Genomic DNA, 14,466 nt, shown 5'->3' with positions numbered 1-14,466 from the left:
TTCAAAATGATTATTAAGATGAAACAGATATATATATTAACCGGAATTTTGCTCATGGGCTTATTTTTTGGTTGCGATGAATTTGAGGAAGATTTCCTAGAAGCCCCTGCCCAATCAACCCTGGATGAATCCGTAATTTTTTCCACTTTTGGATTGGCAAAAGGAGCCATAGATGGAATTATGGAGCCAATGGGCCAAACCAACTCCTACAGAGGTAGATTTATCCCTTTTTATGGATTTAATACGGACTGTGAGTACCATTACAGTTCCAACCAAAGTGGAAGCTCACAAGCACCTTTGATGATTTATGACGCGTCACCAACAAATACGCAAATGAATACAGACAATAATGCATGGGCTATGATGTTTAAAGGAATTGAACGTGCTAATATCTGCATTCGCGGATTAAGAGAATATGGCAATCCTGTTCCTGGCAGTGATATGGGGCAACTTTTAGGGGAAGCATTAACACTTAGAGCCGTTTATTACGCCGACCTAATGAAAACATGGGGAGATGTTCCTTATCGTTTTGAGCCTATTACTTCAGAAACTACTTATTTGCCTAAATCCGATCGCGATGACATTTACAAGCAACTTTTGGTGGATTTAGCTGAAGCTAGCACATTAGTAGCTTGGCCTGGCGAAACTGCAAATACAACTAGTGTAGAACGCGTTAACAAAGCATTCGTAAAATCTTTCAGAGCTCGTTTAGCTATGGTGGCTAGTGGTTACCAACAATATCCTGATGGTGTGAGAAGAAGTAATGACCCTGAGCTATCAGTTCAAAACATGTACACTCTGGCACTTCAAGAAGCTACAGATGTAATCCAAAGTGGTACCGCACAATTAAATCCATCTTTCGAAGGTTTTTGGAGAAGCTACAACCAAGAAAACTTGGCCCCAGGAGGTGAGTCTTTATGGGAAATTCCTTTCGGTGCGGGTAGAGGACGTGTTGTATTTTCTTTCGGAGTGCGCCATAGAGGCGTAGATCAACATACAGGTCAAGCTAGAGGAGGATCTGCCGGACCATTAGCAACCGTGTTTTATGATTATGATGAAGATGATACGCGCCGTGATGTAACTTGCGTCCCTTACGAGTATGCCTCTCCTAATGATGATGAGTTTTCACAACAAGAATTAACAAGTATGGATTCTTGGTATTTCGGAAAATATCGTTATGAATGGATGGACCGATATGTGACGTCGACCAACGATGATGGCCTTAATAAAATTTACATGCGATTTGCAGAAGTATTATTCATTGCTGCCGAGGCTGCTAATGAACTGAATGGACCTGGCGCTGCTGCACCGTATTTAAAAGAAATCAGAATGCGTGCATTCCCTTCTGAACTTCACCCAGAAAAAGTAGACAATTACGTTAATAGTTTAGGTAGCCAAGAAGCCATGTTCAATGCCATTGTTAAAGAGCATCAATATGAGTTTACTGGTGAAATGGAGCGTAAACAAGCCTTAATTCGATGGAACCTTCTTGGGGCTCAATTGGAAGAGGCAAAAACAAAAATGACCAACTTATTAAACCGTACCGGTGACTATGCCGATGTTCCAACAACTTTATATTATAAATATGAAGAAGATGGAGAAACCCTAGACATCTACGGACTTAATAGAAATGAAACAGAGAATCCTGGTCCAGAATATTTCACTAAAGATTGGACCACGATTGAAGATAATTTTATCGAATTCATTTTTAAACCAGGTGTAGACCCTGATACCAGACAATTTTGGCCTATTTGGCAAACTTTCATCGATGGTAGCAACGGTCAGTTAGTAAACGATTATGGATACTAAAATGCAACTAACAAGAAACAATAAACTATGAAAACAACACATATATTGAAATCATTCTTCGCGCTCATGGTACTACTGGGTTCATTTGCTAGTTGCACCAAGCAAGAGCCATTGATTGAAGAATTACAAATTGACAGAGAATTCATGCCTACTGAATTGGAGGCTTTCATTAGAAACCAAGTGAATATAGAGCTTAATTGGAATACCGATGATGCTGTAGACACCTACCTAGCGGAGTTTAGTACATCTGAAGACTTTAGCACAATTGCAGAATCCGTAACCGTAAACTCTGATGAACTTCCGGTATTAGTACCGTTACAAGCAGAAACGCTTTACTACATTCGTGTAAAAGCCATTAGCAGCAGAGGTTTGGACGATTCTAAATACGCCACAATTACTGCTGAAACAGAAACAGAACAGATATTTCTTCCTCAAGAAGCTGAAGATATTTTAGCAACAGAAGCTACGTTGCGTTGGGTACCAAATAGTACAGTAACTCATATAACACTTCAACCAGGTGATATTGTACACGATATCACCTCTGAAGAAATGGCAACTGGGATAACTGTTATCACTGATCTTACAGGTGAAACTGAGTACACTGCACAAATATTTAATGACACCACCGTACGAGGCAGTACATCTTTTACCACTGGAATTGATATTGGAGATGGACTATTAGTAACTCCGGAAGATGACTTACTACAAATGATTGCCGATGCCGAACCAGGGGCAACTTTAGTGCTAGATGCTGGAGATTATACGGCGCAGACAGCTTCTGTAACCTTAGACAAATCTATTACTATTAGAGGTCTTTACAGTTTTGATAAACCCTTATTGAAAATTGGCTTTAAATTATCCACTGGAGCATCAGCTGTGAGTTTAATTGATTTAGATTTAACAGGGAACCTTGAAATTGATCTTAAGGAAGTTCTTGTTTTTGACGGAGCAGGAAGCTATGAAAGCATCCTTATCAGTGGCTGTAACATTCATGATTATGACAAAGCCTTAATTTATGGTAATGTGACAGGAGCAGTACTAAATTCATTTACAGTAGAGAATAGTGTTGTAACCAATGTTCTAACCAATGGAGGTGATTTTATAGATTTCAGAAACTCCGATGTACTAAACATTAATGTAAATACTAGTACCTTCAACAATTGTGCCCCTGCAAGAGATTTCTTTAGGGTAGATGCGGCTGGAGATTCTAATGGTACGGGATTGACCTGTAATATCAACTTAGCGAATTGTACACTATATGCTTGTTCCAATTCAGACAAAAGAATCTTTTATGTGAGATTTGCTGACAACGATATCACTTCTACCAACAATTTAATCACAGATACGGAAGCAAGAGGATATTCAGACAATAGTGCAACAGATGAAACCATCACTTTTGCGAACAACAATTATTTTAATGCGCCAACATTTTATGATTCATCTGTTAAAAGGTATGATGATTCTACTACATATACCACTGTAGACCCAGGGTATGCAGATCCAGTTAACGGAGATTTCTCAGTGAGCACTCAATCTATTATAGATTATAATATTGGGGACCCACGTTGGCATAATTAAGAAATTATATTCTTTCAACTAGTTAAAAAAAGAGGGGTGATTTAAAAATCACCCCTCTTTTTTTACTTTATAAACGATGCGTCTTTCACAACTATTTTCAATAGCAACATATCAACACAAATTTCACATTTCAATAGAATATAGTTTCTGAACCACTTAGCCTTTCACTCTCCGAAAGGAAACCTATCAAAATGGCTCTTTTGAGACCTTATCACAGCTTCTTTTCTCAAATACCTATATGGACATAACCATAGTTACAATAAAAGGATCAAGACCTCTAAAACCACTAAAAAAAACTAAAAATGAACTTGAGGATTTTGAAGAAAATAAAATTGAAATAAAATAGTATTTATAACTAAGGAAAGAACAATTCAATATGGTAAACAATTGATTCAATTCTAACACCATAAGACCTCATAAAACAACTAGAAGCATACAATTCAAAGTTTGTTCTTCAAGTGTAATTAAAAAAGCCTTCAATAAGAAGGCATAGGATTTGGCTGTTAAATAAGCTTTCAGTCTTGATATTCAAAAGCTCCAATATCTGGAGCTGTACCTAAAAACGGCAAGCCAACATCAACCCCTTGATCAATTAAGTCACTACCAGATGATAGTTTTAAAAAATCAATATCTGGTAAACTGCCATCGGCATTTCTTGGAGACGCCAAAAGATCCATATCCAAACTCACAAAATCGGAAGCATCTGTTGTTAATCCAGACTGCCATCCATTATTGGAAATATCTGTTTGTGTTGCCGAATATGAATCGGAATTGTTCCCTTCAAACGACAATGAATTCTTAATCAATAAGAAGTTCGCAATATTGGTACTACTAAAACTGATATTACGTCCGTTGTTATATGCCGAACAATTATACAATTCTATATCACCTCTATTACTATTGTGATCAAAACCGTCATAAATATTTCCCGCAGCAATACAGTTTTTATAAACACCATGATGCTTTAGAGTTTTATCATCGCTACCGCCAGTTTTAAATCCGTTACCGTCGCCAATTCCAGCACTACCATCCATTAAGTAGCCATTTTTAAAGGCCCAACAATTTTCATAATAGGTGGTAATATTATCATTATCGCGCAAGTAACCGTCCCAGCCATCATCCAAATTTTGCCAAGCCCTACATCCAATAAATTTATTGTCAGTTCCAGCTGTTAGTTTACATGCAAAACCGTCGGCATTTTCAAGTGAAGAATCGGCATTGTAAAAGGAATCACAATTTAATATGGTGTTATTACTTCCACCTCCTGAAATTTGCAATCCAGAATCGGCATTCTCACTAAACGTACAAAATTCCACAAGATTATAGTGTCCCGTAATATACATTCCGTTGTCCCCTGCTCCAAAAACATCAATCCCTTTAATATGCCAATAGTCCCCAGAAAGTTGTATTCCTCTATTACTTGAGTTCTCAGACATAGCAGAGAAATTGAATTGTGGACGCTCAGAGTCATCTGGATCACCCATGAAAATAATGGCATTTTCAGAAGTCCCATCTGCACTAAAATTAATGGTAGATGCAAATTGATATTCACCTCCTTTAACATAAATAATATCTCCTGCTGAAGCAGTGATAATAGCCTCGGTAATTTCTTGACTGGTCTGAACAACTATTACTGGGCCAACTCCTACTCCTGATATAGTAAATGAACGATCTCCAAAAACACCCGAACCATCTTGAGAAGTAGCCGTAACATTTACAGATCCATTAGACACAGCCGATAATAAACCATTGTTGGAAATCGTAGCTACCGTAGGATCTGAAACAGACCAAGTCACCGAAGTTTCTGTAGCATTTGCAGGCACAATTTGCACAGATAATTGACTACTTAAACCATCTGATATCGTTTCACCAAGTATGGTGATAGAAGTAACTTGAATCTCCTCAACATCCGAGGAATCATTACTACAACCAACTGCAAATAAAACTAAAGACAACACAAGTAACTGAAAACTAAACTTCCTCATATCAGGCAAATAATTAAATTAATATTATAGAGACACCCCTCTTTTCCAGGGTATAAAATCGTTTTGATTGAGAAGCTGCGCTTTGGTTTTCACCTCTCCACTGGCTACTGCTACAATGTATTCCAACATCTCATCTGCCATTTCGGCAATGGATTTTTCTCCACGTATTACACCGCCTGTATCCACATCAATGATGTCCGGCATTTTCGTTGCCAATTCTGTATTGGAAGACACCTTTACAATTGGTGCGATAGGATTTCCTGTAGGTGTTCCCAAACCTGTGGTAAACAATACCAAATTAGCCCCAGAACCTACCAAAGCAGTTGTACTCTCTACATCATTTCCTGGTGTGCACAACAGGTTCAATCCTGCTTTATGAATGTATTCGCCATAATCCAACACATCCACAATAGGTGAAGTTCCTCCTTTTTTAGCAGCTCCAGCTGATTTCATAGCATCAGTAATCAAGCCATCTTTAATGTTACCCGGAGAAGGGTTCATATCAAATCCTGAGCCTGCATCTACCACCGACTTTTCAAAAGCTTGCATCAATTGAAGGAATTTATTCGCTGACTCCTCTTCAATACATCTATTTACCAATTCCTGCTCTACCCCGCATAACTCCGGGAATTCGGCAAGAATAGCAGTGCCTCCCAAAGCCACCAACATATCAGAAGTATATCCTAGTGTAGGGTTGGCAGAAATACCTGAAAACCCATCGGAGCCACCACATTCCAAACCAACTTTCAATTTAGAAAGCGGTGCTGGTTGCCTTTTAATGTTATTGGCTTCTTTTATGCCTGCAAAGGATTCTTTGATAATGGTAGATAACATGTCATCTACCGTCCCCATTTGCTGTTGTTCAAATATTTGAACCGGCTTTTTATTATTCGGATTGATAGCTTCCAATGCATCCTTAAATATCTGAATCTGCAAATTTTGACAGCCCAAACTCAATACCGTAGCACCAGCTACGTTAGGATTGTTCACATAGCCCGCCAACAGTCTCGCCAGACTTTCAGAATCCTGACGAATGCCTCCACAACCACCAGCATGGGTAATAAATTTCACTTCAATATTGTCAAACACACGGTTAGAATTGGCATTTTGTAAATTGGCTTCATCACCTTCTTCTCCATTCACCAAAGCCCTTAACAGCAACTGCTGTTGGCTTACTTGCTGTTGCAAAAGTTCCTTTTCAAAAACCTCCTTAAGCTTTTCTATATTTCTGTTTTCACAGAATACCAACGGAAAAAACAACCATACGTTTTCGGTTCCTACTTGCCCATCTTCCCTGTGGTAGCCCATAAATGTTCTGTCTTTCCATTTATCAACTTCAGGAACCGACCAACCAATATCACCCGTTTTCTTATATACTTTTTCACTTTGGTGCGTTACATTTTCGGTGGTAAGCACCTCGCCCAACGCTATAGGCTGATTGCTTTTTCCAACCAATACACCATACATAATGATACGGTCATTTGTATTAAAATTGGAAAGCGCTATTTTATGCTTTGCCTTTACATTAGAAATCACTTTGATAGTGCTTCCCTCAAAGGTCACCTCCTCACCTGCATTCAAATCTATCAATGCTACGGCCACATTATCCGACGGATGGACCTTAATTAATTTCTCTTGCATAATGCTTAAATTTTGTCTTTAAACTCTTTAAGTCCCTGTTCAATACCTTTAGTCTCTATTTCCTGTAAAGCTAACGTAATGGCCGCCGTCAGGCCTTCTACCTTATTTAAATCTTCTCCCCAAAACTCAACATTCCCCAAGGTTTCCTTGGCCACCTCATCAAGATTTGGCAACGCCCATATTCGGTTGAACTCTGCTACCACTTCTTCACTATCATTCACAGGCAATGTCATTTCTTTCCATTGGCCTTTGTAAAATTGAATCAAGCAGGCCATAGCATAAGTTAAATGCTTTGGCAACGCTTGTTTTTCGGCCACATATTCCAAAAGACTTGGCAATACGCGCACTTTGAATTTCGATACCGAATTCAAAGCGATACTTGACAACAAATGCTTGATAAACGGATTTCTAAATCTGTCAAACACCTCATCTGCGAAGGTCTCCAATTCTGCTTTATCCATATCCAAGGTTGGAATGATTTCTTCAAACACAGCAGCATTCAAAAATGTTCCCGTAAAGGCATCGTCTACTGACTGCTTTACGGTTTCGTTTCCATAGAGAATAGACAAGGGCACCAAAGCAGTATGCGCCCCATTCAGGATGCGTACTTTTCGTGTTCTGTATGGCTGCATGTTGTTTACAATCTTCACATCTAAACCAGTCTTTTCGAATGGTAATTTCTTCTTAAGATCGTCACCTCCTTCAATTACCCAAAGGAAAAAGGTTTCCGCAGTTACAATCAAATTATCACTATAGTCCAACATGGCATTATAGCTCTCAATTTCATCTTTTGGATACCCAGGCACGATTCTATCTACCAAAGTATTATGGAAACTATTATGCTCTTCAACCCACTGCTTAAAGGCATCTCCCAATTCCCATTCCTCAACATATCTTAAAATGATATCTTTAAGCGTATCCGAATTATAATTGATCAATTCACATGGAATAATCGTCAAGCCTTTTGCAGTATCTCCGTTGAAATATTGAAATCTGTGATACAACAAGGCTGCCAGTTTTCCTGGAAAAGACTTTTGCGGCTGCATATCTAAAGTATCATTGGCATCGTAGGCAATACCCGCTTCAGTAGTATTGGAAATCACAAACTCCAAACTGTCCTCCTTGGCCAAAGCCAAATACTGATCAAAATCGGTATACGGATTAATCCCTTTCACAATAGAGGTCACCAATTCCTTGTCACGGATTTCCTCACCTTTCTTGATGCCGTTCATAAACAAGGTGTACAAACCATCTTGATCATTCAGCATATTCACCATCCCATGTTCAATAGGCTGCACTACGGCAACACCTCCATTGAAACCTGCTTTTTTGTTCAGCTCCTGAATGGCATAATCCACAAAAGCTCTTAAAAAGTTTCCTTCTCCAAATTGCACCACCTTGATTGGCAGTTGCTCGTTAATGCTTAGGTTTTCTCTATTTAATGTTTTCATTGTATGAAATTCTACGTTCGTAATTCAAATATTAAAGGTCAAATAAGCTTGGTAACCACAATGATAATTGCGGGAAATAGGTTACCAAGAACAAGGCCAAAATCATTGCCAAAAACAATGGTATTAAAGGCTTAATTACTTTTTCTATAGTGGTTTTGGCCACACCAACCCCAACAAAAAGCACCGAACCTACCGGAGGCGTACAAAGGCCCACACAAAGGTTCAATACCATGATGATTCCAAAATGTACAGGATCCATTCCCAACTTGGTTACAACCGGTAAAAATATGGGTGTAAAAATCAACACCGCCGGTGTCATATCCATAAACACTCCCACAAACAATAGGAGCAGGTTAATGATCAATAAGATGATGATTGGGTTATCGCTAATACCAAGCAATACCGAACTTATATTCTGCGGAATACTTTCATAGGAAAGTACCCAGGACATACTCATGGAGGTCCCAATAAGCAACATTACAATTGCTGTGGTTGCAGAAGAATCCAATAAAATGCTCGGTAAGCTTTTAAAGGAAATTTCCTTGTAATAGAACCCTAGAAGTAAGGTGTACAGCACGGCAATGGCCGAAGCTTCCGTAGCCGTGAAAATACCAGAAACAATTCCTCCAATAACCACTACCAATAAAAACAAACTTGGCACCGCTACGATAAAGGTTTTAAATACCTCTCTTAAAGAACTACGTTTTCCTAACTTATATTTTTTCTTTTTAGCCCAAAAGGACGCCACAATCATCAAGAACAACCCTGTTAAGATTCCAGGAATATAGCCTGCCAAAAACAAGGCTGCAATAGACACACCGCCACTGGCAAGTGAGTAAACAATCAATACATTACTTGGTGGAATCACCAATCCTGTGGTAGCAGAAGTAATGTTTACCGCTGCACCAAATTCTTTGGAATAACCTTCTTTTTCCATTTCTGGTCCCAAGATGCTACCCATAGCCGAAGCCGATGCCATCGCCGATCCTGCAATCGCTCCCATCAACATGGCACCAATGACATTGATTAAGGCCAAGCCTCCAGGTAATGCCCCTACCAAAGTTTTGGCAAAGGCAATGAGCCTATGGGCGATACCTCCCTTATTCATGAGCTGCCCCGAGAGGACGAAAAAGGGAATTGCCAACAGGGCAAAACTATCCAAACCTGTTCCTATACGCTGTGAAATAGTCGTAAAAGCAGGCATGGCAGGGATACTTACCAACATGGTCAATAAAGCTGAAATGGCAATACTCCAAGCCACCGGTACTCCAATGGCTAAAAAACAAACAAAACTGAGTACTAAAACTAATATTGGGATAATATCCATTATAAGGTCTTTTTAATATCTGAAACTTTGTAATAAATAATGAGCAGGCCACTTAAAGGAATCACCATATACACGAAGGCCAACGGAATTTGCAGTGCAGGGGAATGTTGCCCCAATAAAAAGGTGATATACACCAATCGTATACCGCCCACAACCATCGCTGCAAAAGCAAACAGAATAATCAGTCCATACACCAATAAGTGCAACCTTCTTTGAATCTTTCCACTACTTCTGGAAGGAATAACATCAATGGCTACGTGCATATTTCTTCCGGACACATAAGCTGCCCCTAAAACCCCTAACCAAATCATTAAGTAACGGGCCAACTCATCGGTGAAGGAACTGGGCGTTCCCACCACAAAACGGGTAAAGACCTGCCACAGTACATTTACCACCATAACGCTCATGATAATGATGAGCGCCTTGCTTAACACATTGTCTATTTTTTCTCGAAGCACCATATTATTCGGTTTCCTTAATTTGTTGGATTAAACGATACATTTCAGGATTGCTTTTGTATTGCTCGTAAATGCCTTGCACCTTATCTGAAAAGAGTGTTTTGTCCGGCCTGATGATTTCCACTCCAGCCTTTTGAACCTCTCTCAAGGCTTCCGCTTCCGCTTCCGCCCACAATTCACGTTGGTATACTACCGATTTGTCCACTGCTTCCTGCAACCACTCCTTTTCTTGATCAGAAAGGCGCTCCCAAAGGTGCGTTCCAATCAACAAAACGTCTGGTAAGGCCGTATGCTCGTCCAAACTATAATACTTACAAACTTCGTAGTGTCGTGAGAGATAAAAACTAGGCGGATTGTTCTCAGCTCCATCTACAACCCCCTGTTGTAATGAGGTGTACAATTCCCCCCAAGAAATAGGAGTTGGCGAACCTCCAAGGCTTTTAACCATATCAATGGCGGTCACACTTTCCATAACTCTAATCTTCAACCCCTTTAAATCCTCTGGCGTGTGAATAGGCTTATCCTTTGTGTAAAAGCTTCGGCTACCTGCATCGTAGTACGCCAAACCTTTCAGCCAGTATTTAGTACCACCATCCAACAATTGTTTACCAATAGGGCCATCCAACACTTCAAATGAATGGGCGCGATCCCTAAACAAGAAAGGAATTCCAAATACCTTCATATTTGGGGAGAAGTTTTCCATCACACCAGAAGATACTTTGGTCATGTCCAAACTACCTATCTGAAGTAGCTCTAAACACTCCCTTTCGGTCCCCAATTGTTGGCTGGGGTATATTTCCAATTGCATTTTTCCTCCTGAAATTTGGGCCAGGTCCTCGCCCATTTTTTCCATGGCCTTGTGTACCGAATGGTTCACGTCCAAACCATGGCCTAGTTTAATGACACGATGTTCCTGAAGATCACTACAGCCCATGAGCAATAGCCCCAAAAAGGAAAAGGCTACAATTAGTTTATGATGCATGCTATTTGTTTTGTACTTTTTTAATGATGTCCAAAGCCTCTCTTACTTTAGCTTCCAGACCTTTAAAATCTTTGTTTGCCAATACGTCCTTAGAAATAAGCTGAGACCCCATTCCTACACAGGTTACACCGGCATCAAACCAAGCTTTTAAATTTTCTTCAGTTGGAGACACACCTCCTGTTGGCATGATAGAAGTCCAAGGCTGTGGGCCTTTTACGCCTTTTACAAATTGAGGTCCGTAAATATCCCCTGGGAACAACTTTACAATCTCACAGCCCAATTCCTCGGCACGTGCAATTTCAGTCAAGGTTCCACATCCAGGAGACCATAATACCTTTCTACGGTTACATACCACCGCGATATCTTCACGCAATACTGGAGTTACCACAAAATTGGCCCCCAATTGCATATATAATGAGGCTGCTGCCGCATCGGTTACAGAACCTACACCCAAAATCATTCCCGGTAGGTTGGCATTGGCATATTTTACCAATTCCCCAAACACCTCATGGGCAAAATCCCCTCTTGAGGTAAATTCCATTAAGCGGGCACCCCCGTCATAACAAGCCTTTAATACATTTTTGCTTAATTCTATATCTCTGTGAAAGAACAAAGGAACCATCCCTGTTTCTTTCATCACACTAGTCACTTCTAGTCTTGAATATTGTGCCATTTTAGTTTACTATTGAAGATGGGCCTACATGTTGGGAATTAGACTAACCCAACATGTATGTACCCTATATTTATTGTATATTGAATTATCTCGCTACTCTTCCGGAAGCATCTCCTCCCATCAATTTTTTAACCTCATCGATGGTTACCAAGTTAGCATCACCTTTAATGGTGTGTTTCAAACAGGATGCCGCTACCGCAAAATCCAATGCGTTTTGATCATCTTCCGGATATTCCAACAATCCGTAGATCAATCCTCCCATAAAGGAATCTCCACCACCTACACGGTCTACGATATCGGTGATTTGGTACTGACGGGTTTCAAACATTGTTTTACCATCGTATAACACCCCTGCCCATGTGTTGTGGGATGCCGAAATAGAACCTCTCAAGGTCGTGATCACTTTTTTGGCCTTTGGGAATTTCTCCATCATTTGTTGACATACAGACAGGAATGCCTCTGCTTTCACATTGTGTCCCTCTGTTTGTACTGAAATCCCTTCTGGCTTGATTCCAAAGTGCATTTCTGCATCTTCTTCATTTCCTAGAACGATATCACAGTAAGCCGTCAATTCGGTCATGATTTTTTCTCTATGGGCCGCATCACAATACTTCCATAATTTAGCACGATAGTTCAAATCGGTTGAAATGGTGATTCCCTTAGCACTTGCTGCTTTTACAGCTTCCAAGCACACATCGGCAGCACTTTGGGAAATCGCTGGTGTAATCCCAGTCCAGTGGAACCATCCTGCGCCTTCAAATACCTGATCCCAATCAATCATGCCCGGTTGAATTTCACTAATGGCAGAATGCGCTCTGTCATACACCACTTTAGAACCACGGGATACGGCTCCAGTTTCCAAAAAGTAGATTCCCAAACGGTCACCACCAAAGATGATGTTTTGTGTGTTTACCCCTCTTTTACGCATTTCCATAAGGGCACATTCTCCAATATCGTTTTTAGGTAATCTGGTCACAAAATCTACAGGAACCCCATAATTTGCCAACGACACAGCAACATTGGATTCTCCTCCTCCGTACACTACATCAAACGAATTGGTTTGTGAAAATCTCAAAAATCCTGGAGGCGCCAAGCGCAACATAATCTCTCCAAAAGTGACTACTTTTTTCATTGGTATGTATTGTTTTTTATTAGTTTATTAAAATTTAAAATATTCGTTTGCATTGTTATAACTGATGTCCGACACCAGTTTGCCAATCCATTCCATATCGTTTGGCAATTCGCCTCTGTGCATTTCGTTTCCAAACAGGTTACACAACACTCTACGGAAATATTCATGGCGCGGGAAAGACATAAAACTTCTGGAATCGGTTAACATTCCAATAAAGCAACTGATCAATCCCATATTGGACAGGGCGTTCATTTGTTTTTCCATCCCGTCCTTTTGGTCCAAGAACCACCAACCGGAGCCCAATTGTACTTTTCCTTTGACAGTCCCATCATTGAAGTTTCCAATCATGGTAGCCATCACCTCGTTATCCGCCGGGTTTAGGTTGTACAAAATTGTCTTGGTCAATTTGTCTTTGGTATCCAAGGCATTTAAGAACTTCGACAAGGTCTCTGCTTGTGAATAATCGCCAATAGAATCCCATCCGGTATCTGGCCCCAATTGTGCCAACATACGGGTATTGTTGTTTCTTAAAGCTCCTAAGTGATACTGTTGTACCCAACCCAACTCGTAATAGGTTTCGGCTAAGTATAACAACACGGCTGTTTCAAACTGAAGCACCTCTGTACGGCTCAAAGCTTTCCCTTCTCGTTTTTTGGAGAAAATAGCTTTCACTTCACTTTCGGTAGCAGGTTCAAATGAAATTTGGTTCAATCCGTGGTCTGACAAACGACAACCATTGTCATGGAAATAGTCGATACGCTTGCGCAAAGCCGTTTTCAAATCGTCGTAAATACGAATGTCCATTTCAGCCACCTTTTCAAGACTGTCCAAATAGGCATTGAAGGCATCGCTACCAATCATGATGGCCTTATCTGGTCTAAAAGCGGTGCTCATTTTCACTGTAGCATCGCTTTGTGCCAATCTCGCGTGATGATCTAAAGAATCTATTGGATCTTCGGTAGTACATACTACCTCCACGTTCATTTTCTTCAACAAGTTTTGGCAGCTGTAGCCAGGCGAGTTCAACAACTCTGCGGTTTTTGCATACACAGCATCGGCAGTCTTCTCACTCAATAGGTCGTACACGTCGTAATAACGCGCCAACTCCAAATGCGTCCAATGGTACAGAGGGTTACGCATGGTATAAGGCACCGTTTTGGCCCAATGCGCAAACTTCTCCTTATCGGAAGCATTTCCTGTGATGTAGGTTTCATCTACACCCAAGGTACGCATGGCGCGCCATTTATAATGGTCGCCATTAATCCAAATCTTGGTAATGTTTTCAAACACGGTATCATTGGCAATATCTGCTGGCGGCAAATGGCAATGGTAATCTATAATAGGCATTTTGGCCGCGTAGTTGTGGTACAACTCTTGGGCCTGCTTCGTTTCTAACAGAAAATTATCATGTATAAATGACATATCCTTTT

General features: G+C 40.3%; 11 protein-coding genes. 2 read left to right on the top strand and 9 right to left on the bottom strand.

All coding sequences use genetic code 11. The annotated features are described in order from the left end of the window. The first annotated feature begins 18 nt into the window (after nucleotides 1-18). Both BKM32_RS04765 and BKM32_RS04760 read left to right on the top strand, forming a co-directional pair. Nucleotides 19-1,809: a RagB/SusD family nutrient uptake outer membrane protein gene (locus BKM32_RS04765; protein ID WP_076663052.1), complete on the top strand. Its 1,791-nt coding sequence runs from the start codon at nucleotides 19-21 to the stop codon at nucleotides 1,807-1,809. 27 nt (nucleotides 1,810-1,836) lie between these two features. Then, entirely contained in the window at nucleotides 1,837-3,387 is a 1,551-nt protein-coding gene (locus BKM32_RS04760; RefSeq protein ID WP_076662761.1) for a DUF5123 domain-containing protein, read from the top strand. Nucleotides 3,388-3,902: 515 nt separating this feature from the next. Here BKM32_RS04760 and BKM32_RS04755 read toward each other — a convergent pair. The 9 genes from BKM32_RS04755 to uxaC form a co-directional block, all read right to left on the bottom strand. After that, nucleotides 3,903-5,372: an Ig-like domain-containing protein gene (locus BKM32_RS04755; protein WP_076662760.1), complete on the bottom strand. Its 1,470-nt coding sequence runs from the start codon at nucleotides 5,370-5,372 to the stop codon at nucleotides 3,903-3,905. Between the two features lie 24 nt (nucleotides 5,373-5,396). Beyond that, nucleotides 5,397-7,013, bottom strand: a complete 1,617-nt coding sequence (locus BKM32_RS04750; RefSeq protein ID WP_076662759.1) for a UxaA family hydrolase — start codon at nucleotides 7,011-7,013, stop codon at nucleotides 5,397-5,399. Between the two features lie 5 nt (nucleotides 7,014-7,018). Beyond that, nucleotides 7,019-8,464: a tagaturonate reductase gene (locus BKM32_RS04745; RefSeq protein WP_076662758.1), complete on the bottom strand. Its 1,446-nt coding sequence runs from the start codon at nucleotides 8,462-8,464 to the stop codon at nucleotides 7,019-7,021. Between the two features lie 31 nt (nucleotides 8,465-8,495). After that, nucleotides 8,496-9,791 carry a TRAP transporter large permease gene (locus BKM32_RS04740; RefSeq protein WP_076662757.1) on the bottom strand — a complete coding sequence of 432 codons (1,296 nt, stop codon included), beginning with the start codon at nucleotides 9,789-9,791 and terminating at the stop codon, nucleotides 8,496-8,498. Then, nucleotides 9,791-10,252 carry a TRAP transporter small permease gene (locus tag BKM32_RS04735; RefSeq protein WP_076662756.1) on the bottom strand — a complete coding sequence of 154 codons (462 nt, stop codon included), beginning with the start codon at nucleotides 10,250-10,252 and terminating at the stop codon, nucleotides 9,791-9,793. The genes BKM32_RS04740 and BKM32_RS04735 overlap by 1 nt, the downstream gene beginning before the upstream one ends. Before the next feature lies 1 nt (nucleotide 10,253). Next, complete coding sequence (locus tag BKM32_RS04730) at nucleotides 10,254-11,231, bottom strand: TRAP transporter substrate-binding protein (protein WP_053976683.1); 978 nt, start codon at nucleotides 11,229-11,231, stop codon at nucleotides 10,254-10,256. 1 nt (nucleotide 11,232) lies between these two features. Next, complete coding sequence (locus BKM32_RS04725) at nucleotides 11,233-11,904, bottom strand: bifunctional 4-hydroxy-2-oxoglutarate aldolase/2-dehydro-3-deoxy-phosphogluconate aldolase (RefSeq protein WP_076662755.1); 672 nt, start codon at nucleotides 11,902-11,904, stop codon at nucleotides 11,233-11,235. Nucleotides 11,905-11,989: 85 nt separating this feature from the next. After that, on the bottom strand, nucleotides 11,990-13,036 hold the full coding sequence (locus BKM32_RS04720) for a sugar kinase (protein ID WP_076662754.1): 1,047 nt from the start codon (nucleotides 13,034-13,036) through the stop codon (nucleotides 11,990-11,992). A 27-nt stretch (nucleotides 13,037-13,063) separates the two neighbouring features. Then, a complete protein-coding gene (gene uxaC, locus BKM32_RS04715; RefSeq protein WP_076662753.1) occupies nucleotides 13,064-14,458 on the bottom strand; it encodes a glucuronate isomerase in 1,395 nt (464 codons plus the stop codon). Between the last annotated feature and the right edge of the window lie 8 nt (nucleotides 14,459-14,466).

The sequence above is a fragment of the Mangrovimonas sp. DI 80 genome (assembly GCF_001975575.1).
Lineage (GTDB): Bacteria > Bacteroidota > Bacteroidia > Flavobacteriales > Flavobacteriaceae > Mangrovimonas_A > Mangrovimonas_A xylaniphaga.
This window is presented reverse-complemented; position numbering and strand designations above follow the sequence as displayed.

Coding starts and splice junctions, on each gene's coding strand:
- BKM32_RS04765 (WP_076663052.1), top strand. CDS start 19: ATGAAACAGATATATATATTAACCGGAATTTTGCTCATGGGCTTATTT.
- BKM32_RS04760 (WP_076662761.1), top strand. CDS start 1,837: ATGAAAACAACACATATATTGAAATCATTCTTCGCGCTCATGGTACTA.
- BKM32_RS04755 (WP_076662760.1), bottom strand. CDS start 5,372: ATGAGGAAGTTTAGTTTTCAGTTACTTGTGTTGTCTTTAGTTTTATTT.
- BKM32_RS04750 (WP_076662759.1), bottom strand. CDS start 7,013: ATGCAAGAGAAATTAATTAAGGTCCATCCGTCGGATAATGTGGCCGTA.
- BKM32_RS04745 (WP_076662758.1), bottom strand. CDS start 8,464: ATGAAAACATTAAATAGAGAAAACCTAAGCATTAACGAGCAACTGCCA.
- BKM32_RS04740 (WP_076662757.1), bottom strand. CDS start 9,791: ATGGATATTATCCCAATATTAGTTTTAGTACTCAGTTTTGTTTGTTTT.
- BKM32_RS04735 (WP_076662756.1), bottom strand. CDS start 10,252: ATGGTGCTTCGAGAAAAAATAGACAATGTGTTAAGCAAGGCGCTCATC.
- BKM32_RS04730 (WP_053976683.1), bottom strand. CDS start 11,231: ATGCATCATAAACTAATTGTAGCCTTTTCCTTTTTGGGGCTATTGCTC.
- BKM32_RS04725 (WP_076662755.1), bottom strand. CDS start 11,904: ATGGCACAATATTCAAGACTAGAAGTGACTAGTGTGATGAAAGAAACA.
- BKM32_RS04720 (WP_076662754.1), bottom strand. CDS start 13,036: ATGAAAAAAGTAGTCACTTTTGGAGAGATTATGTTGCGCTTGGCGCCT.
- uxaC (WP_076662753.1), bottom strand. CDS start 14,458: ATGTCATTTATACATGATAATTTTCTGTTAGAAACGAAGCAGGCCCAA.